Source organism: Planctobacterium sp. AWM4_229 (assembly GCF_056160305.1).
This window is the reverse complement of sequence record NZ_JBSWWX010000001.1, coordinates 544,695-569,375: the sequence shown is the minus strand read 5'-3', so window position 1 is coordinate 569,375 and position 24,681 is coordinate 544,695. Positions and strand designations below refer to the sequence as shown.

The 24,681-nt window shown below is 44.8% G+C and carries 22 protein-coding genes and 1 pseudogene; 6 read left to right on the top strand and 17 right to left on the bottom strand.

Annotated elements, in window-relative coordinates; all coding sequences use genetic code 11:
• Positions 1 to 60: 60 nt before the first annotated feature.
• Entirely contained in the window at positions 61 to 828 is a 768-nt protein-coding gene (locus tag ACXAGP_RS02495; RefSeq protein ID WP_475259307.1) for a hypothetical protein, read from the top strand.
• On the opposite strand, the gene ACXAGP_RS02490 is transcribed toward ACXAGP_RS02495, so the two are convergent.
• Positions 820 to 1,077 (bottom strand): hypothetical protein, encoded by a 258-nt coding sequence (locus ACXAGP_RS02490; protein WP_475259305.1) that lies wholly within the window; start codon positions 1,075 to 1,077, stop codon positions 820 to 822. The two genes, ACXAGP_RS02495 and ACXAGP_RS02490, sit on opposite strands and share 9 nt — an antisense overlap.
• A gap of 275 nt (positions 1,078 to 1,352) precedes the next feature.
• On the opposite strand from ACXAGP_RS02490, the gene ACXAGP_RS02485 reads away from it, so the two are divergent.
• Entirely contained in the window at positions 1,353 to 2,276 is a 924-nt protein-coding gene (locus tag ACXAGP_RS02485; protein WP_475259304.1) for a hypothetical protein, read from the top strand.
• Positions 2,277 to 2,314: 38 nt separating this feature from the next.
• Here ACXAGP_RS02485 and ACXAGP_RS02480 read toward each other — a convergent pair whose 3' ends face one another.
• From ACXAGP_RS02480 to ACXAGP_RS02465, 4 genes are all read right to left on the bottom strand, one after another.
• Positions 2,315 to 3,190 (bottom strand): universal stress protein, encoded by an 876-nt coding sequence (locus tag ACXAGP_RS02480; RefSeq protein WP_475259303.1) that lies wholly within the window; start codon positions 3,188 to 3,190, stop codon positions 2,315 to 2,317.
• A 79-nt stretch (positions 3,191 to 3,269) separates the two neighbouring features.
• Entirely contained in the window at positions 3,270 to 3,716 is a 447-nt protein-coding gene (locus tag ACXAGP_RS02475) for an ATP-dependent zinc protease family protein (protein WP_475259302.1), read from the bottom strand.
• Positions 3,713 to 4,750, bottom strand: coding sequence for a succinylglutamate desuccinylase/aspartoacylase family protein (locus ACXAGP_RS02470; RefSeq protein ID WP_338293071.1), 1,038 nt, complete (start codon positions 4,748 to 4,750; stop codon positions 3,713 to 3,715). Before ACXAGP_RS02470 ends, ACXAGP_RS02475 begins: the two co-directional genes overlap by 4 nt.
• A gap of 213 nt (positions 4,751 to 4,963) precedes the next feature.
• Positions 4,964 to 5,746, bottom strand: coding sequence for an RMD1 family protein (locus ACXAGP_RS02465; RefSeq protein WP_475259301.1), 783 nt, complete (start codon positions 5,744 to 5,746; stop codon positions 4,964 to 4,966).
• A 324-nt stretch (positions 5,747 to 6,070) separates the two neighbouring features.
• Here ACXAGP_RS02465 and ACXAGP_RS02460 point away from each other — a divergent pair, with 324 nt between their 5' ends.
• The 4 genes from ACXAGP_RS02460 (at position 6,071) to ACXAGP_RS02445 (ending at position 13,761) form a co-directional block, all read left to right on the top strand.
• On the top strand, positions 6,071 to 7,408 hold the full coding sequence (locus tag ACXAGP_RS02460; protein ID WP_475259300.1) for a magnesium transporter: 1,338 nt from the start codon (positions 6,071 to 6,073) through the stop codon (positions 7,406 to 7,408).
• Complete coding sequence (locus ACXAGP_RS02455) at positions 7,405 to 9,180, top strand: autotransporter assembly complex protein TamA (protein ID WP_475259299.1); 1,776 nt, start codon at positions 7,405 to 7,407, stop codon at positions 9,178 to 9,180. Before ACXAGP_RS02460 ends, ACXAGP_RS02455 begins: the two co-directional genes overlap by 4 nt.
• A gap of 49 nt (positions 9,181 to 9,229) precedes the next feature.
• Positions 9,230 to 13,018: a translocation/assembly module TamB domain-containing protein gene (locus ACXAGP_RS02450; protein WP_475259298.1), complete on the top strand. Its 3,789-nt coding sequence runs from the start codon at positions 9,230 to 9,232 to the stop codon at positions 13,016 to 13,018.
• Between the two features lie 143 nt (positions 13,019 to 13,161).
• Positions 13,162 to 13,761 carry an MlaC/ttg2D family ABC transporter substrate-binding protein gene (locus ACXAGP_RS02445; protein ID WP_475259297.1) on the top strand — a complete coding sequence of 200 codons (600 nt, stop codon included), beginning with the start codon at positions 13,162 to 13,164 and terminating at the stop codon, positions 13,759 to 13,761.
• A 24-nt stretch (positions 13,762 to 13,785) separates the two neighbouring features.
• On the opposite strand, the gene ACXAGP_RS02440 is transcribed toward ACXAGP_RS02445, so the two are convergent.
• The 12 genes and pseudogenes from ACXAGP_RS02440 to ACXAGP_RS02385 all read right to left on the bottom strand — a co-directional run bounded on the left by ACXAGP_RS02440 (position 13,786) and on the right by ACXAGP_RS02385 (position 24,680).
• Entirely contained in the window at positions 13,786 to 15,573 is a 1,788-nt protein-coding gene (locus ACXAGP_RS02440) for an ATP-binding protein (RefSeq protein WP_475259295.1), read from the bottom strand.
• 129 nt (positions 15,574 to 15,702) lie between these two features.
• The gene (locus ACXAGP_RS02435; protein ID WP_475259294.1) at positions 15,703 to 16,500 is read right to left on the bottom strand and encodes a glucosaminidase domain-containing protein; all 798 of its coding nucleotides are present in this window, start codon (positions 16,498 to 16,500) and stop codon (positions 15,703 to 15,705) included.
• 137 nt (positions 16,501 to 16,637) lie between these two features.
• Positions 16,638 to 17,264: a mechanosensitive ion channel family protein gene (locus tag ACXAGP_RS02430; RefSeq protein ID WP_475259293.1), complete on the bottom strand. Its 627-nt coding sequence runs from the start codon at positions 17,262 to 17,264 to the stop codon at positions 16,638 to 16,640.
• Positions 17,257 to 17,530, bottom strand: a pseudogene (locus tag ACXAGP_RS02425) (DUF1003 domain-containing protein). The gene ACXAGP_RS02430 and the pseudogene ACXAGP_RS02425 overlap by 8 nt, the downstream one beginning before the upstream one ends.
• A 246-nt stretch (positions 17,531 to 17,776) precedes the next feature.
• Complete coding sequence (locus tag ACXAGP_RS02420) at positions 17,777 to 18,322, bottom strand: RNA polymerase sigma factor (RefSeq protein WP_475259291.1); 546 nt, start codon at positions 18,320 to 18,322, stop codon at positions 17,777 to 17,779.
• Positions 18,323 to 18,398: 76 nt separating this feature from the next.
• Positions 18,399 to 18,806: a response regulator gene (locus ACXAGP_RS02415; protein ID WP_475259289.1), complete on the bottom strand. Its 408-nt coding sequence runs from the start codon at positions 18,804 to 18,806 to the stop codon at positions 18,399 to 18,401.
• A gap of 72 nt (positions 18,807 to 18,878) precedes the next feature.
• Positions 18,879 to 19,883, bottom strand: a complete 1,005-nt coding sequence (locus tag ACXAGP_RS02410; RefSeq protein WP_475259287.1) for a sensor histidine kinase — start codon at positions 19,881 to 19,883, stop codon at positions 18,879 to 18,881.
• A complete protein-coding gene (locus tag ACXAGP_RS02405; protein ID WP_475259286.1) occupies positions 19,880 to 20,533 on the bottom strand; it encodes a response regulator in 654 nt (217 codons plus the stop codon). Before ACXAGP_RS02405 ends, ACXAGP_RS02410 begins: the two co-directional genes overlap by 4 nt.
• A 131-nt stretch (positions 20,534 to 20,664) precedes the next feature.
• The gene (rpoH, locus tag ACXAGP_RS02400; RefSeq protein ID WP_475259285.1) at positions 20,665 to 21,555 is read right to left on the bottom strand and encodes an RNA polymerase sigma factor RpoH; all 891 of its coding nucleotides are present in this window, start codon (positions 21,553 to 21,555) and stop codon (positions 20,665 to 20,667) included.
• Between the two features lie 100 nt (positions 21,556 to 21,655).
• On the bottom strand, positions 21,656 to 22,555 hold the full coding sequence (locus ACXAGP_RS02395) for a mechanosensitive ion channel family protein (protein ID WP_475259284.1): 900 nt from the start codon (positions 22,553 to 22,555) through the stop codon (positions 21,656 to 21,658).
• Between the two features lie 12 nt (positions 22,556 to 22,567).
• Positions 22,568 to 23,407, bottom strand: a complete 840-nt coding sequence (locus ACXAGP_RS02390; protein WP_475259283.1) for a pyrroline-5-carboxylate reductase family protein — start codon at positions 23,405 to 23,407, stop codon at positions 22,568 to 22,570.
• Positions 23,408 to 23,426: 19 nt separating this feature from the next.
• Complete coding sequence (locus ACXAGP_RS02385) at positions 23,427 to 24,680, bottom strand: glutamate-5-semialdehyde dehydrogenase (RefSeq protein WP_475259282.1); 1,254 nt, start codon at positions 24,678 to 24,680, stop codon at positions 23,427 to 23,429.
• Position 24,681: the final 1 nt, after the last annotated feature.

The following is a 24,681-nucleotide window of genomic DNA, read 5'->3' as shown; positions in this document are numbered from 1 at the left end:
AACTTCTTGCGTTATTTGTACTTTAAAGGCAGCCTATGAATAAATAGTAAACAGTTTTTAATGATGCGTTGCTTAATACTTTTAATCGTGCTGTGCCCAGTCACATGGGCACGACCACTTTTACTACTGACAGAGCATCTGCCGCCTTATCAGGTGGTACAAGGTGATGAAATCTCAGGGGCCAGTACAGAAATGGTTAAGTTGGCTTTTCAGTCTGCTGACATTCCTTATGCTATTGAGTCATACTCTTGGTCCATTTCATATCAACGCACACTTCGCGATCCCGAAGCCTGTTTGTTTTCTACTTCCCGCTTACCTCAAAGAGAAGCTCACTTGCAATGGGTTGGGCAACTTGCCAGCGTTTCGACTGCTTTTTACGGATTAAACAATCGCACCTTTGAAATCAATAATGTAACTGACGTATTGAATTATAAGGTGGCAGCACTTAAAGATGATGCTTCTCACCAATATTTGCTGGAAAATGGTTTTGTAGAGGGACAGAATTTATACGTACATCATAGTTATGAAACACTATTGGCCTTGTTGTTTGTTCCGTCCAGAAGCATTGATCTTGTGTTGTTGAGTGAAGAGTTATTGCGTTATCGGTTGAAAAGTCCAACTCAGAGGCAACGTTTGCGTCCGGTTTTAAATGTTCCCGAATTGACACTCTATTTCTATTTGGCTTGTAATTTGGACATCGGTAACCATTACGTCCAATCTTTATCTTCTGCAATGAGTCTACTCGAAGCCCAGGGGGTCTACAAAGAGATTCGTCAGAAGTGGGACATAACTAACGAAGCTAAATGGCAACCCGCTGACTTAAAGTGAATTCAATAGTTCTTCATCGTCGGCTTCACAGAGTTGCGGTTCTTTTCCCGACTGGCTATTTGTATTGCTTAATAAGGCATCAAACCAATCAATATTGTCATTGTTGGGGTTAAGTAGCTTCTCAATGGCCGGATCGCCTTCAGGATTGATGACTTTTTTAAGTAGTGCTTTTAGCGTTTCCATATCCATATTTTCATTTGAAATTTGATATTCAGTGCCATTGACACTAAAGCTCGCCAAAGATGACATGTTTTTCTCCTCTACTGCTCAATAATCGAACTCATGTTGCACGGTCCCTCTTATCCCATTTAAATGTGCAGAAAATGTGAATTCTATTATTCACCATCGAATATCATTTGGTTTTCATTTTTGTTCATAGGAGGCAGTGGCTGAGGGCTTATAAGTGTTGCTACTGCACAGGTAAGCTGGTCTTCTGATATATTGTGAGGTTTTCACGAAGTAGTCTTTGTTTGGGGTATGTTATATTTAGTTCAAAGAACGGGAAAAGGTGGTTGAGCAACGCAGTGGATAAAGTGACAAGTTTGTTTATTTGGAGTATTACGCTTGTTGCGCTGAGTTTCTCTTCATATGCGCAGGTATTTAGTAGTAAAACCGACGTTTCCACCCGAGCAGATTATCGTTCTGAAAAATCGCCACGTTATCAATATCGCGTGCGTTTTTATCCGCAATTGACCTTTGAAGACAGTTTTTGGAGTCTCAATGGATTTGCGGTAACGGGGGATAGTTTTGCTTCCAGCTACAATACCTTTGGTGCCGATGAAACTCATCACTTCCATTTCCGACGCCTTTATTTGAGGCACCAGAATGAACAAGGTAAGACTGAAATCGGGGTTATTCCTACTTACAAGGGACGAGTTTCTTCTACTGGTTTGTCAAAAGATGGCTGGATTACCGGTGTTCGCCAGGTTTATCAGCGTTCTCCCCATACCCAAATTGAGTGGGTTATAGGTGAATTGATCGACGCTGGAGACCCGGATTTTTGGGAAGGCGGAAAAAGCCTCAACTACGCAGAATTTGAATTGAGTTCGAGATTCAATGACATCACGGGGTTTGAGTTGGGGCTTGAGCACATGTTGAGTAACAATTTTGCTCGTGGGGAAATTACTCACAAGCTAAGTGACGCCCATCTGCTGTCTTTTGAGCTGATAAATCGTCTTGACAATCATCGCTCTAAAGTGGTGCTGAGTCTTGCGGGCGAAACGCGCTTAATGGAAGAAAATATAGAGTACTTCGCTTATTACAGTTACGCCAGTGATGGCTTTGGTGAGCGAGCTGAATTAACTGAAGACTTTGTCGATTATGGGCATGCCATGACACTGGAAATCGAAGGGCAATTCTTGCCTGAATGGGGCCTGGACTGGTTCAGTAAACTGGAACTCAATGAAGGGCAACAGCGCTTTCAGTTAGGGCTTAAATTTAAGCTTTAAGTTCCGACTACGTTTCATACAATTCAGAGCCCTGATGATTATTCTGCTGACTGACTTTTTACCAGTAGCATGTCACAGGGAGGTTTGTTAAGTAACGCCGTGGTGGTGCTACCCACTAGGTGTGATAACAGGGCATTACGAGTGACATTGCCGAGCAATAAAATATCGGTTTTTTGTCTGGTAATCCAGTCGGTTAGTGCACGCTCCGGAACACCTGCCAGTAAGATACCATGCTTGCCGGTGATTCCAATACGCTCCATAAAATCGTCCAGTCCCTGTCGATGCAAAGTGGATATTTTATGTTTGTATTGAACAAAGGAAGCAGGGATATGACAGGCGTGACCGATAAACCATTCACATTTAAATAATTTCGCCAGGTGTTGGGTTTTTCTGGAGATGACAAAATCCATATCATCAGGCCGCGCATTTTCGTGCATCGGATCCACTGCACCCAACAGGCTCATATTTTTTGACCAAGGCTTGTGAGTTAAAAGTAAAATGTGACAATTGATACTGGCCAGGTCTTGAAACATTGGGTGGCGGTCACCTGGGGCTTGATCCTGAATGATAATCAGGCTGCCCTTGATGGTTTTCTGGTATTTTTTAATACTATCTAGATAATTCGCATTTTCTACGATTTCAAAGTTATATGAAATCTGGCTTTCCTCAAGCGCGTCTTTAAGTGCTTGTTGTTTGAGTTCTTGCTGTTGACGCCAATCGCTTTCCACTTGCTCAGATTGCTCGAATAAAAACCAATAATGACGCTCGCGAGCCCGTAATCTGTTGTCGAAAATCAGGTTGATTTTCGCTTGTTGCAATTTGGCTAAGGTTAACACTTTATCTTTAACGGCTGGGTGCACCTCGTGACGACCATCAATAAGCCAGGTAATACTTTTAATCAGTTGTTCTGTCACTTAAATACGCTCCTTTGCCTTAACCCGTTACCATTTTTAAAGTGGTGGCTGATTTTATATTTTTTCCTTGCAGCACATATCAATCCGCCAGGTAATCGTCTGAAGGGTCTATCATAAAATGGGTTGTAAGTGCTTCTCTGCCCAGCAACATCAAGTGCTTCATGACGGAGCGGTCGGTGAGAGTTAGCTCGATGTCCCAATGTAAATCTCCAATTTGAGCCGGAGTTTTAATGACACAACGACGTTCTTTTTCACCATTTGACGACTTAACCCAACGAATATCGTGTATCTTGGCAGAGCACTTTATGATTTTGTCCACGTCGTGTGAGTCGGGGTGAAACCAAAATTTCACTTTACCGGCTTCTTCGTCTACGTCGATGTGATCAACATGTAGCGCCGAAGTTTTAGCACCAGTGTCGATGCGAGTCGCGACGCTGGACAAGCCCAACTCCGGTAAATCGATTTTCTCGGCGACACCAATTACCATTTTGCCGTCAAATTGTGGGTGTTGTGTATTGTTGCTCATAAATCCTGGTCCATCGTTTTATTATCTTCTTCAGGTAATAAGTCATCTTGCAGTTGTTCTATGTGCTCAGCCACTTGCCTGGGCGTTTCAAAATCTGCAATGTGATACATGGCGTCACCTTCCTGCACAAGCGGGATGTTTTGCTTACCGATAATAACACCACTATTGGGTGCTTTTAGCAAATCAACTGTGTCGCCAATTGGGCTGTTAATTTCAGCTAAAACATCGCCTTTTTTAACATGGTCGCCCAAACGTTTGCGGTCTGTCACCGTTCCACTACTAATGGCTCTTACCCAAAAGCTGTGATTTGAGATAAAGGGCTCTACAGTTTTTGAGGGCTTACGCTTGCGGATCATACCCAGTTGCGATAGCACATTGAGTACGCCTTTTAGCCCCGCGCGAATGGAAAGCTCATCAAATCGAAGGGCTTGCCCGGCTTCATATAGAAGCACTTTACAACCTTTAGAGGCGGCGGCTTCACGTAATGAACCTTCCCTGATTTCTGCATTGAGCACCACCGGCACGCCAAAAGTTCTGGCTAACTCCATGGTTTCTTCATCATTCAGGTTGGCGCGTATTTGCGGGAAATTACTGCGATGAATGGCACCTGTGTGCAAATCGATACCGTATTGGCATTTACTCACTATCTCTGACAGAAATAAGTGGGCCAGACGCCCCGTTAACGAGCCTTTTGCTGAGCCCGGAAAGCTGCGATTTAAATCGCGGCGATCCGGCATATAGCGACTTTGATTGAGCATGCCATAAACGTTAACAATGGGCACAGCAATGATAGTGCCTTTAGACAAACGAAACGACTTTTTGGTCAGCAGCCGTCGGATAATTTCGATGCCATTTAATTCATCACCGTGAATTGCGGCACTGATGAAGATAACCGGGCCGGGTTTGCGAGCATGAATGACCTCAACCGGAATGGATATTTCCGTGTCGGTATAAAGTTTTGCTGCGGGTAATTCCAGTTTTACCCTAGAGCCCGGTTTGATCAGGGTATTCCCGATAATCAGTGCTTCTGCCATATTATTCTAAACCTGTGTTTATCAGACCTTAGGGGGGATTTCTCTTAAGACTCGGCGTTTCCTGCTCGATGTCATCGTCTTTTGAGTTTGTACTCTGATTTTTGTTGCACTGAGTTGCAGCTCTCAAATTTTTGTTCAACTGGAATATCAGTTTCATTAGTTTAGCTACTTGTAACTCAGTTGCGTTACATTTTTTTGCTGTTTAATGGCTTATCAGTGTCCAAAATACAGAATAATGTCCACCGCAATCAGGTAAATGATAATCCATTCCAGAAACGCCGAGTGTTTGTGATTTTGCTCAGCAGCCAACATTTCCAGTAATTCGTTGATTGTACCGAGTTTCAGGTTAAGCAATTCAACTCGCGGTTGCAGCTCCAGATATCGAGAAATCTGTAGATAGTTGCTTTCCTGCTCAGGATATTCCCAGAAGAATTCGGGCGTATCGAGCAGGTTGTAACGCAGTACAATATCGCTACGTGTCTGGAACAGGCTACCTCTGGCTCGAGCCAACGCTTTTCTTGAAAGCGGAATTTTTCCGGTTTTGGCCAATGTGGCAGACAAATGTGCATGCTCGCTGATAGTTTTTTCGGCAAGAGATTCAAATTGCTCTAATTTTTCTGATTGTGCCAGGGCATGGCTTACGGCTAACAAGGTAAACATGTCATTATCAGGTAGACGAATCTGGTCGTCTCGAATCGACAGACTTGACCCCGCTTCGATGCGATAGGGCATGGTTTCCCAATCGTGGTTCTCACTGTTTTGTTTGGTGCAAGTTAATACTTTGTCTAATAGCTGGCTTTTTTCTTCGTCAGTCAGTGACCAGGTAGAAATAACACCGTAGTCGAATACAAAGGCCATACCGTCAGAGAATGCGACATGCAGTGCATCACGGTATTGTTGTACAAGGTGGTTTTTGTGTAGTTTGGCCTTAAGACCAATTAAATCAATATTGAAGCCTAGCAGTTTAGTACTGACATTTTGACGTTCATTTCGCATAACAGACTCTTTGGTAGCGAATACCAGTAATGTAATCAATGGCTATCTATGCCTTGCTTGTATCGATAGCGTTATAAGTCGGAAGCAAACGCACTGCCTTCCGGGTTAAGCCTGTAGACGCAGTAGAATGATCTAAAGTCACAAGTATTTTGATAATAAAAAATGTGACTGCAGAGTGCCCATTCTTGTCTATCAAATTGCCCTGACTAAAAATAAGCTTGCAAAACCATCAGATCAAAAGCGAACTATTTCGGCTTTAGAGTTGTAGTGATATGAGCACTTGCTATCATCACAATAAATACTGATATATCAGAGGATTACAGAATGTCTGACCCCTTACCCAATCTAATTCAAGAAGTGGTATCTGCGCCACTGACGGGGGAGAGCGATTCGGTTGCCAACATGATGTTGGAAGAAGACGCTTCTGATATTGCACTGGTATTAGAGTCGCTACCCGTTGAGCAACGCCTTTCGGTTTGGAGTGAGGTGCCTAAGCACAAAAAGATTGATGTGCTGGTGGCCATGCGGGGGGATCCGCGGGAAGTGCTCATTGATGCCACGGATAACGATGAATGGCTGCAACTGTTCACTGATATGGATGCGGAAGTTCTGCTGGAATTGGCGGATTCATTGCCTGACCGCCTGGTAGAAAGCGCATTGTCAGTGATGAATAAACAACAGCGCAAATACTTTCAGGATGCCAGCTTATTCTCTGATGATCAGGTTGGTCATTGGTTAAGCCATGAGGTATTGGTATTACCCATAAGTGCCAAGGTGCGTGATGCGTTGCGCTTAATTCGGCGCAATGTGCCCGACCTCACAGACTGTATCTTTTTGGTTAACCGTGCTGGTCATTTTACCGAAGCGGTAAAACTCACTAATGTTTTTGGTGCGCCCGAGCACCTGCCTTTGGTGGAAATTTCAGAAGAGTACATTGATGTTGTGCGAGTGGAAGACGACAGTATCAATGCTTCGCGCTTGGTACAACGCTCCGGTTTCAGTGCCTTACCCGCGGTTGATAGCAACAATACGTTGTTAGGGCGGGTGGATATGGTGACTGCGTCGGAACTCGTGAATGAGAATTATGAGCGCCAGGTGATGTCATCTGCCGGTATGGATGAGGATGAAGATTTATTCGCGCCAGTACGCAAAAGTGCACAAAGTCGAGCGGTTTGGTTGGGAATTAATTTACTGACAGCGTTTCTGGCTTCATGGTTTATTGGATTATTTGAGGCCACGTTACAGCAAGTGGTGGCACTGGCGGTGCTTATGCCCGTTGTTGCTAGTATGGGGGGGATTGCCGGGAGTCAAACACTAACCCTGATTGTGCGCGGTTTGGCCCTTGGACAGGTAACTAAAGGCAACCGCAATGCTTTGTTGCAAAAGGAACTTAGAGTTGGCGGGCTTAATGGCATAATCTGGGCGATAGTGATTGGTATTGTGGCTTCTTTTTGGTTTACCGATCCTTTGCTTGGTGTGGTCATTGCCCTTGCGATACTTTGCAATATCATTGCTGCTGCACTGGCAGGCGTATCGTTGCCCATTATTCTGGATAAACTGAAAATCGATCCGGCGCTTTCCGGCTCAGTGATCCTGACTACGGTAACGGATATCGTGGGATTTGTGGCGTTCCTGGGGTTAGGTACTTTATTTCTGTTGTGAGCTGGTTTTCATCGGAGGAAATTAAACGCTTGTTAGCACTATTGAGACAATGTCGCAGCGGCTTGATGTTATGGCTGGGGGCTTTGTTGTGGCTGCAATCGGCTACCGCGATTGAGATAATCGGGGCGGAATCCATTCCTGCTCCGGTACTGAACAACATCAATTTACATGTCAGTGTGTTTTCATCCGCTGAAAATTGCGTGATCAGCAACCGTTATCGAAAAAAAGTGTGGGCAGCGGTGGATACCGCCCTCAAAGCCAAAGGTTATTACAAGGCTCATATCAATAGCCTTGAACCTGCTACCAAAACAGACTGTGACAGCTGGCTATTGGAGGTTGAATTAGGTCCGTCCTTGTTGGTCAATTCAGTTGAGATAGCACTGCTGGATAAGACCGACAATGATACGTTGTTACGACAAATAAACAGTAGCTTTCCCTTCAAGTCCGGAGATAAGTTCCACCACAAGCTTTACGAACAGTGGAAATCAGATACCACGGGAAATGCGCTGCTCAAAGGCTACTTCGACTTTAAATTCGAGCGTCACGACGTGCAGTTACAGGCGGACAAACTATCAGCGGATATCGTTCTGGAAGTCAGTGTCGGGCCAAGATATCGCTTCGGGGAACTGATAAATTTAGCGGATCCCGATGACCGAGCTTTGATTATGGCTTTGCGTCCTTTTCAGCCTGGCGATGAATATGATTCTGTGGTGTTAAATCAGTTTACTGAACAGTTAAAACGCTCGGGCTATTTTACCTCGGTTTTTGTCCGGCCTTTGGTATCACAAGCAAAAGAATTACAGGTACCCCTGGAGGTGGTTTATCAGTTCAAACCAGCTAATGAATTTAATATTGGTGGTGGGGTATCCTCAGATACCGGGCCCAGAGCGAAATTCAGCTGGCAGCGATCCAGATTGAATAAAGCCGGACATAGTATTGAAACAGAACTCTCTGCTTCTTTTATCGAACAATCACTGGCCGCTCGCTATCGCATGCCACTGCAGGATCCGGCCCGCAATTTCATCAGCTTGCAATTGGGGTTAAAGCATACAGATGACAACGACACTCAAAGCAATATTTTGACCTTGGCAGCAAAGCGTCATTGGATTACCCAGGACGATGACTGGCAACGTATAGCGCAACTGCGCTATAACCGGGAAACCTTCACACAAGCTAACGCAGAGCAGCAAACCACGTCATTGTTACTACCGGGGGTAACTTACACGCGTTTTCGCAGTCAGGGCGGGCTCACTCCATTTTGGGGAGACAAGCAGTTTCTATCTATTGAAGGTGGCAGTAAATCAATATTAAGTGACATTGACCTGCTCAGGTTTGTAGCACAAAGCCGTTGGTTGCGCAGTTTTGGCAATCATCAATGGTTTGCCAGGGCAGAGTTAGGCGCTTTGAGCAGCGACAACTTTGCTGAGGTACCGTCTTCATTGCGTTTTTTCGCCGGAGGAGATCAGAGTGTCAGAGGTTTTGGTTATGAAACCCTGGCGCCGATTGACGAAGCTGAACAGCTAATCGGAGGTAAATATTTATACACTGCGAGTGTGGAGTATAGTTACAGTTTATTGCCTGACTGGCGACTGGCGCTGTTTGCGGATGCTGGTAACGCTGGCATGTCGCTGTTTGATGACGTGGCGACAGGTGTCGGAGCTGGAGTACACTGGATAACACCAGTGGGACCGCTGAGAGTGTATTTGGCCAGAGGAAATAGCTCTTTGGAGTCCACCTGGCGTATTCATTTCTCGCTGGGAGCGTCGCTGTGATCAGAAAGGTTTGCATCCACTTGAAAGCATTAGCCACAGGGATTTTACTATGCCAATAAAATCCAGCTTTGGACGGATTTCAAAGAATACGGCCAAAGCCATTTTATATAGCTGCGTTATCGTCTTGCTGGTTTTTGCTGTACTGATTTATACCTCCCTTGGGGCAAAATTGGTTGCAACTTTCGCAACCAAGTCTTATGCACCGCTGAGTGTCGAAAAAGCGCAAGGCAGCCTGGCAGAAACACTGATATTTGAACAAATCAAACTGGATGAACCCTCTTTGAATGCGCAGATAGATAGCGTCCAGTTGCGCCTTGATTTGCGGTGTTTGTGGCGTTTTAAAGTGTGTGTTGAGCAGCTTGTCGTTCAGGGCAGCCGTTTGAATCTTGTCGCTGCTCAATCGCAGGTTTCTGATATCAGCAGTGATAATTCTTCTTTATCCACTTTTCCTTTTTCGCTGCCACTACCTGTGCAAGTGAAGCAACTGAAGCTCGACAGGTTTTCCGTCTCTGAAAATGACGAACCATTATTTAAGTTACAGACCTTATCCTCGTCTTTTGATTTTTATACCCTGCTTAATCTCTCTCAGCTTGACCTCGATGGCGTGCAGGTTTTTCTACCTGAGCAAGCAGCGAAAGAGCTTTTGTCTGTGGAGCAGCAGCTACGACAACTAGCCGGTATCCAGTATCGGCCAATCGAATTGCCGCAATTTAATGTGCCGCTATTATTGCAGGCGAGACTATTAAAAATTACTGATCTTAGCCTACATCAAGCGCAAAATAAGACTTTACATATTCCACAAATAAAACTTTCAGCGCAGCTCAATGAAAACTTTGCTGCGCTGCAATTAGTGGAGCTCAATGCCTTCAATACTCGTACAAGGGCAAGTCTTAAAATTGATAAGAGTTACCAGCTTGATATGCAGTTGCAGAGCATTGCTGAACAGGCAGAAGTGCAGTTAAGCGCTAACGGCAAACCTTCAAACCTGAAATTACAAACGAGCGTCGAAAGTCGTTATCCTGAGCTGTCGTTGAAGGGCGATTTTCGATTACAAACCGACCTGACTTCAGCGCGGTTGCCCATCACTATAAGCGGACAGTTGCACCACCTGACTACCCCGGATACAGGAGCTTTTAGCAATGCAAATTTAGCGGTGACTGGAGAGCTACAAGATTTGCAAATAAAACTCGATGGGCTCGCTACAACGCCTTGGTGGTCTGATACCCACATCGATTTAACACTAACGGGCAGCCCACAACAGGTAGAGGTTAAACAGCTTAAGCTCACCTCGGTAGATGGTCAGGTCAACCTTGTGGGAAGTATTAATCCGCAGCAACATCCACAGCTGTTACTTGATATTGACGCAAAGCACATAAATACCAAACGTTACGTACCTCAAGACATTGGTTTGTTAAACCTTATCACTGATGTATCCCTGTCAATTGTTGAGTCAGATTGGCAGGTTAAAAGTAAACAGCTCAATCTGGATACCATCTGGAATCAACAAACGGCCACATTGACTTCAGGTTTGCGCTATCAAAATAGCGGCCAATTGGCGTTGACGGATCTGAATCTTGTTCTGGCGGAGAATTCAATAACAGGCAACGTGCAATTCGATGAGGCTGGTAAGCTGCAAGCTGATGGAGATCTTCAGCTTGGCAATTTAACGCAGATACACCCGAAAGCAAATGGTAGCCTGCAGGCAAAATTTAATGTTGATGGCCCGTTGCAACAGCCACAAATCCTGTTTAAGGGGCAGGGCAGTCAGCTCTCCTTTGAGCAATACAGCATTGCCCAATGGCAGTCTGACATCGCTTTGGCGTGGACTTCAGAAAGTCCATTTCGCATCCAATTCTCTGCAGAGCAACTCAAAGTGGCAGACGACATCAGTTTAGATGTAAGTATTAATTCAACGGGAAGTTCGGCCCGGCACGATATTGATTTTAATATTTTATCTCAGTGGTTACAGGTGGATGCAAGCCTACAAGGAGGTTTGCAAAACGCACGCTGGAACGGACAGTTGTTAACCAGTGAAGTGACTCACAATGACATTACCTTTCAATTGATGGAAGCGATGAATGCCAATCTTGATTGGCAGGAGCAGCAATATCAGCTGGGAGCCGGGTGTTGGGAAAATCATCCGGCAGCCAGTTTTTGTGTTAAACAGCTCAGTTTTGAGCAAGGGCACTACAAAGGTGAGTTACGGGGACGGGATTTACCGCTTGGTCAGTGGCTTAGAGGCAGTCATTCACAACTTAAGCAATTGCAAACCGACACGGTTTTTAACTTCAGTGTTGACCTGGAGGGAAATCAACTTGGCGTAAATCGTTTGCAGGCACAAGGAGGCTTTTCGCCGGGCAATTGGCAGTTTTTAGATGAAGAGCAAAAGTTTTATCTGAACACTTTGGGTTTTGATACCCGTTTCCAGCAAGGACAACTGGTGGCGCAATTGCAGTTACAGAGCGAAACCTTAGGACAAGTACAGCTTAATTCCAGTTTGCCATTGGCCTCTGATTTCTCACAAATTGATATACAAGAATTACAAATGGCGGCTCAGATTTCCAGCCTGGAATTATCGCCTTGGGTCTTTCTCGTGCCTCAAGTTGAAACACTAAACGGGACGATAAATGGCAATGTAAATGCACAATTTAGTGATGAAAAGTTGGCGATGTATGGCAATGTAATCCTCTCTGATGCCGCCTTAGTAAGTAAAGAGTTAGGGCTCGACATCAGTGCTTTAAGCCAGCAAATTACCTTTGATGGCCATGAACTGCTGACTCAAGGGCAATTTAACATGGGAGATGGCCCGGCAACCTTAACTGGCAATGCAAGTTGGTTTGACGGTGGCATGGCCAGGTTAAAGATTCAGGGACAAAAATTAACTTACAATGACCATATGATGGCGCAACTCAGTGTCTCCCCGGATCTGGATATCGCACTTTCTGAAACGGAACTGAAAGTGACAGGTATTCTGCAGGTGCCTGAAGCGGTGATAAAATTGCAGTCGATACCGGATTCGGCGCTTAAACCTAGTGCAGACATACGTTTACCAGAAGAGTCAACGAGCACTGTGGCAAAAGGTCCGGTGATTGATCTTGACCTGAAGTTATTGCTGGACCCAGGCAAGAATAAAACCGTAAATCTTGAAGCTTTCGGGCTGACCACTGCGCTGACAGGTAATTTAAACATTCAGGGCAAAGGCAACATTAACGCAAATGGTGAAGTCTCGTTGTTAGATGGTATCTACAAAGCTTACGGCCAAAACCTGCAAATTCGACAAGGGGATCTGCTTTTTAATGGCCCATTGGAATTTCCATCATTGCAAATAGAAGCAATTCGGGAACCACAAGTGACTTCTGATGGCGTAATCGCAGGTTTGAGAGTAACCGGGCCCGCCCGGCAACCTACCGTTAGTGTTTTCTCTTCCCCGGAAATGGCTCAATCTCAAGCGCTGTCTTATTTATTGACGGGGCGAGCTTTAGGAGCGAGAAGTAATGATTCGCAAGAGACAGTACTAGCCAATGCGTTGATCAGTTACGGGTTAAACCAATCAGAAAATGTGGTGTCAAAATTGGGCGAAAACTTCGGCATCAATGATTTAAGTTTGGGTATGGAAGGGCAGGGAGACAGTTCAAAAGTGGCGGTAAGTGGTACCATCGCACCCAACGTAAAACTAACTTATGGCGTAGGGGTATTTGATGCTGTGTCAGAAGTTGCGCTGCGTTATCAGGTGTTGCCACAACTTTATCTCGAAGCTGTCAGCGGCTTGTCTAATGCGCTGGATATCTTTTATGAGTTTACTTACGAGCCAGAAGAAAAAGCTGAAGAAACACAATAATGTGACTTTTTCATCACGGTTAGTGTCTTGAAATGTTTTTGAATCTTGAAATTATTGCTTTTGGGGAGTTTGGTTTGTTGTATGGATTTGCGGATAAAATAATGATGAAAAAACAATACAAAGCGCGGGGCCCGGAAACCACAATGAAGAATTTACTACTGTTTGTCGGTGTTATGGGCGCATTGTTACTCGCGGCGCAAGCAGAAGCAGAACCTGTCAATCCGGGAGTATTTATCGAAAAAGTGGCTAATGACACTTTTACTGCCATCAGGCAGTTACGCAAGGAAAACAACGCTGATCCAAAAGCCTTCGAAGAGGTTATTCAACAAACACTGTTACCTCACGTGGATCATGTTTACAGCGGCTTGCTGATTTTAGGCAGCAGTGCCAATTCGTCTGCAAAACAAGACATTCAAGCCTACCTGGATGTGTTTAAAGGGTACATCAAGATAACCTATGCCTCCTCTTTGAATTATTACCAAGATCAGACGGTTGTATTTGAACCCGTAAAGCACGAAAAAGGCAAAGATAAGGTTGCAGTAAATGCCATCGTCAAAGATAAGGGCAAGCCTGACATTCAAATGCAATTTAAACTAAGACTGGACAAAAGTGGTGACTGGAAAGCCTACGATTTAATCGTGGAGGGCGTTAGCCTGGTGCAAAGCAAACGCGCTGAGTTTGCCCCCATAATTCGGCAACAAGGGCTTCCCGGTTTAACGGCTCTGTTGGCAAAGAAACTCTAAAGTACTTTGCTACAGCTTTGAACTTTAAAGGTGTTTATTGATCGTGGCGAGCAGTTCGTTTTTATCCACGGGTTTGGATAAAACGTCGTCAAATCCGGTTTTTTGATAGAGCGCGATGTCTTCCTGCAATACATTGGCGGTTAGTGCAATAACAGGCACGTTGGGCTTTTGTAGTTTAAAGCGCGCGCAGGCTTCAATACCATCCATCTCAGGCATTTGAATGTCCATCAGGACCAGGTCAAAGCGGCGATTTATCGCCGCAATGGCTTCAATGCCGTTGTCTACCAAAACAACCTCAGTGCCAGCCTCAACCAGCATACTCTCCACAATGAGTTGATTAATTTTGTTGTCTTCTGCCACCAATATTTTGGTGTTGCTTGGCAGGCTGAATGCCGATTGTTCACCGTCATCGGGCTTGCTCAAGTTAATCGGCTCCAGAGGCAGTACAACACTAATGGTGGTGCCTTTGTTTGTGTCACTGACGACGGTTATCTCTCCTTGCATCAGCTCTACTAACGATTTGACATAAGCCATACCAATGCCGGCACCTGCCGAACGTCGGGTATTGCTGTTATCACCCTGTTCAAATGGGGTAAATAGATCGGATTTAGTGGCTTGAGTCATACCAATACCGGTATCAATGACATCAAACTGCACTTGTGTGTCTTGCTTCAAGCCAACTCTCAGGGTTACCGAACCGAGGTCTGTGTATTTAATGGCGTTGTCTATAAGCTGAGTTAGTAGCTGCATTAGCCGTTCGGGGTCGCCTTGCCAGCCATCGCGTTGATGTTCGTTCTGTAAAATAAACTGCAGTCCTTTGTTGTTACTGCTGGTGCGAAACATGGCCGCCAATTCATTCAGCAGGTTGGCGAGTTGAAAGGTTTTGGATTTCAATACTAATGTTCCAGACTGCATATCGGAAAAGTCCAGTAAATCAGCTAATAAGCGAGATAACAGCTTGCTGCTGCCGATCGAATTCTCCAGCGCTTTTTGTGCTTCTTCTGATAGCGACATAGTATTGAGCAATTGCAAATTGCCCATCACGCCATGCATGGGGGTCCTGATTTCGTGAGACAAATTGGCCAGGAAACGATTCTTAGCATTAGTTGCCGCGGTTAGCGCGTTAGTGGTTTGTTGCAACTCATCAACTTTCTGCGCCAAAGACTGATGCAGGGTGTCGATTGAGGTGTCTATATGGCTGTTGTAGCGCAATAAGAATATCAATAATGTGACCAAGGAAATGGCCAGGATTAGCGCCAATGCCAGTAAAAAACGGGCTTTTTGCTCCTGTCCTTTGAGCAACTTCTCTTCGGTTTGGAATTGCACGATTTCCAGCGCTTTTTCAACCCCATTTGAATATTGGGCTTTCAGGTTTTGGTAGGCTTCGTTGAGTAGCAAGTCTGATGCGAGGTTGTTGTTATCTTCTCGCGCCGCGTTGAATGCAGCTGTTTCGAGCTCGATGAGTTGGTCGTTACTGGCGCTGGTATTGATGATGGCTTGCGCGATTTGTGGATCGAGTTTTGCCGCTACATTTAGCACCTCATCTAATGTGCTCGCTGCTGATTCGTAGCGTTGCCACCATTTTTCATCATTGGTGTAAGTAAACATACGAGCAGACATAGTGAGCACTTCATCGTAATAGATAATGTCGCTGGCGGCTTTGTGAATATGCTTTAATTGCGTCTCGAGTGCATTTTTCTCTGAAACCGAAAAAAACAACAAAGCGGCGATTAGCAGTGTAAACACACCAATTGCCGATACGAGTTTGAGCAGCAAGCTTCTGGAACGCCTGAGTTTGTCTAGTTGTACCATATTGCTGCTTTGTTGTTCCGGCTATTCCTTTTTATATCGTTATCATGGCTTTAAAACAGAGATAAATCTCTTAGCAATTAGTCGTAACCAATCGGTTTAATACCAGTTGTTACTGATTGACAGTCCGGGCTACCCTTGTATTTCATCATTGGCTTCCTCAGTGGTAAGCAGAGTTGCAAAGTCAATGTCATATTCCGCCAGCTTGTTCACCCGTATCATGTCGTTCAGTTCGTTCATGTAATGGACACCGCGCTCGGAGTATTTTTCCAAGCCAGGTAATAAGGCCGTACCTTTGAGTTGTGCTTCACTGTCTCTGACGGATTCTCGTATTTTTCTTAACTTGGTATAGGCATCGTGTCGATTGAGGTTGAGCAAGTAGCGCTCTACAGATTCTTGTGCAGAATCAAAGGCTGCTACTTCGTGGTTCTGGCCCGCGCCTCTATCTCTGGGCACAAGGCCACAACCTTCAGAAAAGCACCACTGTCCAAAATAGTTGTTTCCCTCAGTAGCAAAGCGCGATGTGCCCCAAGCGCTTTCATTTGCCGCCTGTGCCAGCGCCAGGGAAGGTGGGATATAATCTATTCTTCGCAGTAAGGTTTGCCAGTGGGTCTCGTTTTCATGGGAAAAATCTTCTAGATAGTATTGCTCTGCGAGCTCCGATAAATAGCTTAGCTCTCTTGAGGAGTATTGGCTCTTATTCATCAGGGCATAAACTCGTTCTCTGTGTTCCAGTATTTTCTGGTTCTCACTTTCTATGATTGGAGCGAAATATTGGAAAAACACCTCTTTGCGTTCCGGACCTGCGGCATATTCTTTAAAGTCAGGTGGTGGTGGGGTTGCAGGACTTTTGAGAAGGTACCAGGTGAATAACGCAGCGGTAATAAGTATCAGAACTATTACGGTGTTTCGCAGCAAAGAAAATTGCATTTAAGGCCCTCATTTAACTATAGCTCTTTAACTGATAGCCTAAGTTTAGCTTAACAGATCAGTTTGTCGGCTAAACCCGTCGCGTCACAACGAGTTGCTGATAACCTCTCATATAGCATTGCTTCGATTTAAGTGCCTCAGGTGGTTCTCTCTTCTTTTTCAAGTACTTCTTCAGGGCAAGGAATGGGAACAACTTTTTGGTCTTTGTCAGCCACCTTACCAATAACTTTCCAACGATTCCTGGGATTTACAACACACGGGCGAGTCAGTACAAGATTGTTGGGATAAATGATTGTTTCCCGATCTTCCGTTACTATGCGGGTGTTGAACAGGTTAACATCTGCAATGTAGCCTTCCATATAATTGTCACCATCCACAATACGCACAAAATTACCTCGGCGAAACGCATTGTGGAATAGCAAAATGAAATAGGATGTGACGTTGCTTAGCAGTGACCAACTGGCGAAAAGTGCCACACCTGTCAAAGTCAGAATAGAAGTGGACAGGATCAACAAGCCACCAAAGTCTACGCCCCAGACAATTAATAAAATGGCAAAGCTAACAATTCCCACCAAGAGCTTTACCGTGTGAAAGGCTTTTTTGGTGGCTTCTGCTTTTAACTTGCTTTTATCTACAAAAAATTTAATTCTGGGCAGCGCTAAGCGGGTAACTACCAGATATATGACAAGTACGGCAAGGCTCCAAAGCAGGTTGGATAAATAGGTGGAACTCCACTCAAGTAAACGATGAAGTAATTCATCCATGCTGTTCATTGTTATTTTGCCTGTCTATTTTTATGAGTAATTCGTCCAACTTCTTTTGCAGCAACATAATTTCAAGGTCAGTTTTTAAACTCACCTGATAGTTTAGCGATGCCGCCATACGGTCTTTAGCGGCTTGTCGGTTCTGCGACATCATAATGATGGGCGCTTGCAGTGCATAATACCAAATTGAGTAAGATGAAAGGGTAGGGATCGAAGACTACCGTACCACTCAATGCTAATGCGTTATACCCAATCCATACCAACATTACTATTAAGAACATAATAATAAAAGGCCATGAACCTCCAAATTCCGCTACCTTGTCAGAAACTTTCTGACCAAAGGTCAATTGATTGTGAAAGCTTTGGTTCAGATTGGTGGCAACAGTTTCCTGATTAGCAATACTTTTAATAACGTGCTGTTCAGTTTCGTTGAGTTCACCATAAGGCATCCCCATCATGGCACGGGCAATGTTCTCAAAATACTTCATCATAGATTTTCTCCCGGAGTCAGATTAACTGGCCTGTGCCATTTGAAACTTGTCTAACGCTCGGTAGTAACACATTTTGACGGTACTAATGTTTAAATCCAAAGCGCAGGCAATTTCCGGTAATTGTAAATCTTCAACAAAGCGGAAACTCAATACGTTTCGCTCTTGTACTGACAGCCGGGTTATCAGTTCACCAAAAAGGCATGGCCCTTCGTTTGTTAATTCAGGAGTAAATGTCGCTTCGTCAAACAAGTCTTCGTTGTCCTCACTGAGATCCAATTTTGAGCGTTGCTGGTAGAGGCTCGCACAGACATTTTTGGCAATAGAGTACAGCCAGTTTTTAACGCTGGCACGGCCTTCAAAATTGGCATACCCATTCAAGGCTTTTAGCATGGTCTCCTGGCACGCTTCCTGGGCATCGTCAATATTGCGCAAATAGCGCTGACAATATCTTAAAATTGCCGGGCTGAGTTCTGCCAGCAATCGATCAAAGTCTTTTTTCGCCAATTTAACGGGCTTTGAAGCGGGAAGCGGATTAAGCGTGTTCTCCAACACACTGAATGTTTGCATTGTGGTATCGACCTTTGTGTTTATCTGAGACAAACACTAGGGCGTCAATATTAAATGAAACTTAAGAAAACTAATTTTACCAATTTTTTTCAGGTAGTAGTTGCTGGATTTCGTTTATCAACTTATCAATGTCTACGGGTTTTAACAGGATCCGCTGGAATGGCGTTTTTTTCTGGACCTCATTGGTAATATCACTATCACCAGTAAGTAGTATTGCCGGTACTTCAGTGCTGAGCATTTTTCTGATTGTTGCTACTGATTCAATACCGCATTCGCCGTACAGCAGTTTTTTATCAGCAAGAATAAGGTGGGGGACAAGGTGGTTTTTATTGATATGGGCAACGGCCTTTTCGGTATTATTCGCATGAAACACATCAAAGTCAGACATTTCTAATAACGCTGTCATGGTTTCTGACAATACAGGGTCATCTTCCAGATAAAGCAGTCGGGGCTTATTATCAGAATCAACGCCAGTCTGTTGCATGAGGTCTCTACTGTGTTTTGCTTGCGGCGTAGTTTGCCTGGTGCAGGTATTAATAGCAAGTGATTAGAATGTTTAAAGTGGTAAAAATATTTGCACTTTTAAACCGCCACATTTGGCGTCCAGTAATTTCAGCTCACCCGCGTGTAACTGGACCACTTTATCTACAATAGCCAAACCCAATCCAGTGCCTTTTTGCTTATTGGAAGATGATTTCTGGAAAGGCACAATCACATGACCTTTGTCTTTATCACTTAACCCCGGACCGTTGTCTTCAAACACCAGTTGTAAGGTGTCTGATGCAACGGTTAACGTTATGGCAATTTTACCTTTTTCAGGGCTGTGCTCGATGGCGTTATAGAGTAAGTTTTCAATAGCCGCCATCATTTGGTCTCTGTGTAAAAGGATTTTAGGCACCTGTTTCTCTGGAAAATTTGTACTGATCTCAAGTTGCTTACTGCTTATCAGTGAGGCGGTTTTCAGCAATTGTGCTTGTAATAACTCGGTGATATCTATCCGGGTGTTTTCGGCGTGATTTCGGCGTCGGGAAAGGCGAGAATAGACAAGTAACTGCTCCACCAGTCGGGTGCTTCTATCAACCGCAGAGATAATGTTCTCCAATGCACGCGCTTTCAGCTCCGACTTGTCAGTGCGCTGGGCTACTTGTGCTTGCAGGCGCAAACCTGCAAGTGGCGTTCGCAACTCATGGGAGGCATCGGCACTAAAGTTTTGTTCCTGCAGCAAACGCTCGGTTTCCATTGCCAAATGCGCATTGATCTCGGCCACCAGTTCGCGATAAGGACCTGCAGTAACGTCAATGTTGAGCGTATCTTGTTTGCCTTGGTTTATTTGTTTTAGTTGCTCTTGAATTTCGTGTAGTTGCACTTGATATTGAGCATGGCGGTATTCGTCGATGAATAACCAAGTGAGAAGCAGCACTCCTGAGCCAGTTAAACCGGCCATGATTAATGCTGATACGCCTTGCTGTTGCACAGCGAAAATGACAATGCCTGACAAAATGATTAGCAACACCACAAAGGTAGTCCGGCGAAGTTTGGGTATGGCGCTAATTCGCATCATTCCAAAACATAGCCTACATTGCGAATTGTTTTAATCAGATCTTTCCCCAGTTTCTTGCGAATGCCATGCATGTGCACTTCGATGGTATTGCTCTCAATCTCCATGTTCCAACCGTAAAGTTTGTCCTCGATCTGCGCTTTGGAGATGATACGACCTTGATTTTCCATAAGTACTCTTAAGATGGCGAATTCTCGCGGACCCAGTTTAATGTTCTGGCCATGTCGCGTTACTGCAAGCTTGGATGGGTCCAGTACAATATCACCTGCCTCTATTACAGGGGTGCTGCGTCCCAATGCGCGGCGATGTAATGCCCGGACTCTGGCCCGCAGTTCATCCAAATCAAAAGGTTTTACCAGATAATCGTCGGCACCGGCGTCCAGGCCTTTGATTTTATCTGATAGCTCATCATAAGCAGTGAGAATGATAACGGGTAGGGAGCTTTTTTCTCGTCTGAGTTTACGCAGAATATCGAGGCCGGAACCATCAGGTAAGCCTAAATCCAGGATCATTAGATCGTAGTTGTTAGTGGCTAAAGCAACGTTCGCTGTTTTCAGGTTTTCCACCCAATCCACAGCGTATTCATCCATCTGTAAGCCCATAACGAGTCCATCACCGATGATGCTGTCGTCTTCTACAATCAGTATTCGCATTTGTTACTTAGGTTTTTTGTCACTTTTGATAAAGGCTACGCTATTTACATTAAATCAAGATTAAGGCAAGCATTCGGGTTGTACAAACAAAAAAGCCGCACTGAGTGCGGCTATTCTGAATGGGATTAGCATTATGCAGTAAAGCTACTGCTATTTAAAAACTTTTTGATTTTGGCCATAGCGGCGGTTTCAATCTGTCGGACTCGCTCAGCGCTGATACCATAGCGCTGCGCCAGGTCTTCCAGTTTTAGCTGTGCATCTTCGTGATGTAACCAGCGAGACTCAATGATATCTCGACTGCGTTCATCCAGTACTTTTAACGCCGCGCTTAACTGCGCTGTTTGGGCTTTCTGCGCCAGTTGCTCACCATGTACTTTTTCTGGAGCCTGACTGGCATCTGATAGCAGGGCACTGGTTATCGTAGATGGATCGTACTCATCTTGGTTTTGCTCGCCAGTGGTGTTCTCAAAGTACACATCGCTTAATTGCAAATTGGTTTCCACCATGCGCACTTCAGATTCGTTTACCCCGAGTTCTTTAGCAACGTTGCTTACTTCGTCTTCAGTTAACCACGCCAGCTTAGACTTAAATTTACGCAAGCCAAAAAATAGCTTTTTAGTGGCTTTGGTGGTGGCCACTTTTACCATGCGCCAGTTTTTAAGCACATAGTCGTGAATTTCAGATTTGATCCAGTATACGGCAAAGGATGCCAGGCGAACGTCATAAGACATATCGAAGCGTTTGACAGATTTCATCAATCCGACATTACCTTCTTGCACTATATCTTCCATCGGCAAACCGTAGCCGCGATAACTGTTAGCGATATGCACAACGAAGCGCAAATGCGACAGAATAAGTTGTTTCGCTGCATCGAGGTCGTCTTCAACTTTGAAACGCGTCAACAACTCTTTTTCTTGCGCTTCATCTAACATAGGAATTGAACGTGCATAATTAACAAATGCCTGGTAACTGCTGACCTGGCTAAGTTGTCTTGACTCATTTGTTAATGCTGTGATGTCCATTAAATATCCTCGTTAAATTGACTATCAAACCGGTATTTTCGTCCGTTACATACTTAGATAGTGTTGCTGCAAACTAATTCAATAGTTTTTTTTAATTTTTTTAATAGGCTATTTCGTTTTTGTAATCTTGTCTGCGAAAGTCCCATTTTGACAGCTCGTGCCCGGATGCGGCACCAGGTAAAATGTGGTGTAGGGCATGTTCGGTGATCTGTTGTTGCAACCCTTGTGCTCTGTCAGTGGGACAGAATATGCAGACTGTTAGTTCTATATAGCCAAAGCGGCTGGTTTCAATATTCACGATGGGATCGGTTTCTATAAATTCAGTTTCGAGATGACGTTCGATAAGATCTTTATAACGTAAAGCCACATCGCGGAAAGGCGCACATAACTCTCGGGCGAAGCGTTTAATTTCAGGCAACTGCAGTAATACACTTTGCAGCGGTTCAAAGGTTAGGGTGAAGTTGTGCATATTATAGCGGCGCATAAAGTTCATGTTGCGCAGCTGCTTTGATATCAACTGATTATTGGGTACGTAGACGGTTTTTCCCGTGTAGGTAAGAGATTCGGGATCAACTTCCAGTAACGTCACCTTGATCCAATCAATGGCATAGACTTCACCGGTGGTACTGTTGTCGATTTGGATCCAGTCTGCCACTCTGAATGGGCGAGTGAAGATGTAGTACAGAAAACCCAACAAGCATTGTAAAAACTCTCGGGTGGCTAAGACAATCGCCACCATAAAGGCGGCAACCGATATTGCCAGGTTTTGTACCTCACTGGACCAAACAAGGACGAGTGCTGCAAACATAATACCGTGACTCAATTGTTTAACGATATTGATGGCGTGTCGGTAATCTTTGCCTTTCTTTTGGCCCTTCTTGTGCAATTTACGCAAGGCCAGTTTGCGCACTGCGACGAGCACGATAATAAGAATGAGCGTAATAATGGATTTAAACAGCAAGTCGGATTGCAACAGCTGTTCAATACCGAGATCGGTCATGCGACTCCTTGATTAGATAGATTCGGTTTGCAGTTTTTCTTGCGTTTCTTGCTTAACCGTTTTCATTGCCGTTCGCAGTGTTGCAGGCAAATCTGCGTCTTTTAACGCTTGAATGGCATCTTTGGAGGTAGATTTGGATTGTACGGCAGATTGACGCAATTGTGCGAAGCTTTGCTGTGAGTCTTGTGCCACTGATATAGCGCCCCAAGCCGCTTGCAAAACGCTATCGCGGGCTTCCTTTGCTGACAAACCTTGTTCAATGGCTATTTGCTGCATTTGTTCCAGCACGTAATAGAGATAAGCAGATGAACTGCCAGAGGTAGCCTCAACATCAGCCAGTTGCATTTCCTCTTGAACCCACAGGGTTTCGCCCAAACTCGCCATTAGACTCTCGGCTGTTCGGGTATCCTTGAACAGGCAATCGGGATCGGCATACAAGCCAGTCATGCCTCGTCGGAATGTCACGGCAAGGTTAGGGACTGCGCATATAATCCGATTACTGCCACACAGCAATTCACGCAACCGCGCATGGGCGACGCCTTCGGCCAGTGAGATCACCAGTTTTTGCTGTTGTGTTTCCAGCATAGCTTCGGCGATCTCCGTGCATATTAATGGCACTTTCTCAGGTTTAACCGCAATGATCACTACATCGGCAAAGCGAGTTGCCAGACTGTTGTCACCCGTTGCGATTACCTGATGCTCCTCAATAAACTGTTTCTGGCCTTTTGTTGAGGGCGTACAGACCAATATTTTTTTAGCACTACACCCTGCGGCCAACAGGCCGCAAACCATAGCTTGAGTGATGTGCCCACCGCCAATAAAAGCGATGCTGAGGTCTGTGTCACGGAACATAACTTATTTCAAACCTTAGTTAGGCTCGAATTTGTCCATCGCCGTTGACCAGATATTTTTCAGTGGTCAGCGCTTCCAGCCCCATTGGACCATAGGCGTGCAACTTAGTGGTCGCGATACCGATTTCGGCGCCCAAGCCCAATTGTCCACCATCAGAAAAGCGAGAACTGGCATTAACCATTACCACGGAAGCGTCTACTATTTTCTGGAATAACGCCGCGTTGTTTTCGTCTTGAGTACAGATCACCTCGGTGTGTTTACTGCCGAATTTATCAATGTGATCGATTGCCATATCAATGTCGTCTACAATGCGAATAGCAATTTCTTTCGCCAGGTATTCTTGACCAAACCCATCTTCCGATATGCGCTCTACGCCATCCAGATGCTCAAAATAACGATAACTCTTATCGCAAGCATGCACCTTGATATGATTTACACCACAGTGTAATTGCAACTGGGGTAAGACTTCTTCTGCGATGTTCTTATGCACGAGTAATCCCTCAAGGGCATTACATACACCCGGACGCTGGATTTTACCGTTCAGAAATAGCGCCACTGCCTTTTCTATTTCGGCAGATTCATCAATAAACAGATGGCACACCCCTTTGTAATGCTGGATAACAGGAACACGACTGTTTTCTGTTACAAAGCGAATTAGCCCTTCGCCGCCACGTGGGATAATCACGTCCAGTAGCTCATCTTGCTGAATTAGCTCCAACATTAGCTTGCGATCTGGGTCGGTGATCAGCTTAATAGCGTCAGCGGGCAAACCGTTAGAAACCAACATGCTCTGCATCGCGGTTACAATGGCAAAGCTGGTTTTAATTGCCTCTTTACCACAGCGCAGCACGATGGCGTTACCTGATTTAAAGCACAGTGCTGAGGCTTCTGCCGCCACGTTAGGGCGCGCTTCATAAATCATACCGATAACGCCAAGAGGAACCCGTACCTTATTGATTTTAAGGCCGTTCTCATGCTCGTTGATCAAGCGTAACTTGCCTACGGGATCTTCCAGATGAGCGACTTCTTCGATACTTTTAACAATACCCATGAGTCGCTCATGATCCAGTGCCAACCTGTCCATCATGGCATCGGATAAGCCTTGTTCTTTGGCGGCTTCGAGATCGCGTTTGTTTTCTTCCAGAATTTTCTCTTCATTCTGCTCTACGGCAAATGCCATCATTAACAATACTTTATTCTTCTGTTCTGTCGTCAGAGCTACCAGGCTTTTCGCTGCCGCTGCTGTTTTCTGTAATTCTTCTCTAATATTCATT

What these genes read in the sequence shown, in the direction of transcription:
- ACXAGP_RS02495 (WP_475259307.1), top strand. Translation starts at nt 61, where the DNA reads ATGATGCGTTGCTTAATACTTTTAATCGTGCTGTGCCCAGTCACATGG.
- ACXAGP_RS02490 (WP_475259305.1), bottom strand. Translation starts at nt 1,077, where the DNA reads ATGTCATCTTTGGCGAGCTTTAGTGTCAATGGCACTGAATATCAAATT.
- ACXAGP_RS02475 (WP_475259302.1), bottom strand. Translation starts at nt 3,716, where the DNA reads ATGAGCAACAATACACAACACCCACAATTTGACGGCAAAATGGTAATT.
- ACXAGP_RS02470 (WP_338293071.1), bottom strand. Translation starts at nt 4,750, where the DNA reads ATGGCAGAAGCACTGATTATCGGGAATACCCTGATCAAACCGGGCTCT.
- ACXAGP_RS02465 (WP_475259301.1), bottom strand. Translation starts at nt 5,746, where the DNA reads ATGCGAAATGAACGTCAAAATGTCAGTACTAAACTGCTAGGCTTCAAT.
- ACXAGP_RS02460 (WP_475259300.1), top strand. Translation starts at nt 6,071, where the DNA reads ATGTCTGACCCCTTACCCAATCTAATTCAAGAAGTGGTATCTGCGCCA.
- ACXAGP_RS02450 (WP_475259298.1), top strand. Translation starts at nt 9,230, where the DNA reads ATGCCAATAAAATCCAGCTTTGGACGGATTTCAAAGAATACGGCCAAA.
- ACXAGP_RS02445 (WP_475259297.1), top strand. Translation starts at nt 13,162, where the DNA reads ATGAAGAATTTACTACTGTTTGTCGGTGTTATGGGCGCATTGTTACTC.
- ACXAGP_RS02440 (WP_475259295.1), bottom strand. Translation starts at nt 15,573, where the DNA reads ATGGTACAACTAGACAAACTCAGGCGTTCCAGAAGCTTGCTGCTCAAA.
- ACXAGP_RS02435 (WP_475259294.1), bottom strand. Translation starts at nt 16,500, where the DNA reads ATGCAATTTTCTTTGCTGCGAAACACCGTAATAGTTCTGATACTTATT.
- ACXAGP_RS02430 (WP_475259293.1), bottom strand. Translation starts at nt 17,264, where the DNA reads ATGGATGAATTACTTCATCGTTTACTTGAGTGGAGTTCCACCTATTTA.
- ACXAGP_RS02420 (WP_475259291.1), bottom strand. Translation starts at nt 18,322, where the DNA reads ATGCAAACATTCAGTGTGTTGGAGAACACGCTTAATCCGCTTCCCGCT.
- ACXAGP_RS02415 (WP_475259289.1), bottom strand. Translation starts at nt 18,806, where the DNA reads ATGCAACAGACTGGCGTTGATTCTGATAATAAGCCCCGACTGCTTTAT.
- ACXAGP_RS02410 (WP_475259287.1), bottom strand. Translation starts at nt 19,883, where the DNA reads ATGATGCGAATTAGCGCCATACCCAAACTTCGCCGGACTACCTTTGTG.
- ACXAGP_RS02405 (WP_475259286.1), bottom strand. Translation starts at nt 20,533, where the DNA reads ATGCGAATACTGATTGTAGAAGACGACAGCATCATCGGTGATGGACTC.
- rpoH (WP_475259285.1), bottom strand. Translation starts at nt 21,555, where the DNA reads ATGGACATCACAGCATTAACAAATGAGTCAAGACAACTTAGCCAGGTC.
- ACXAGP_RS02395 (WP_475259284.1), bottom strand. Translation starts at nt 22,555, where the DNA reads ATGACCGATCTCGGTATTGAACAGCTGTTGCAATCCGACTTGCTGTTT.
- ACXAGP_RS02390 (WP_475259283.1), bottom strand. Translation starts at nt 23,407, where the DNA reads ATGTTCCGTGACACAGACCTCAGCATCGCTTTTATTGGCGGTGGGCAC.
- ACXAGP_RS02385 (WP_475259282.1), bottom strand. Translation starts at nt 24,680, where the DNA reads ATGAATATTAGAGAAGAATTACAGAAAACAGCAGCGGCAGCGAAAAGC.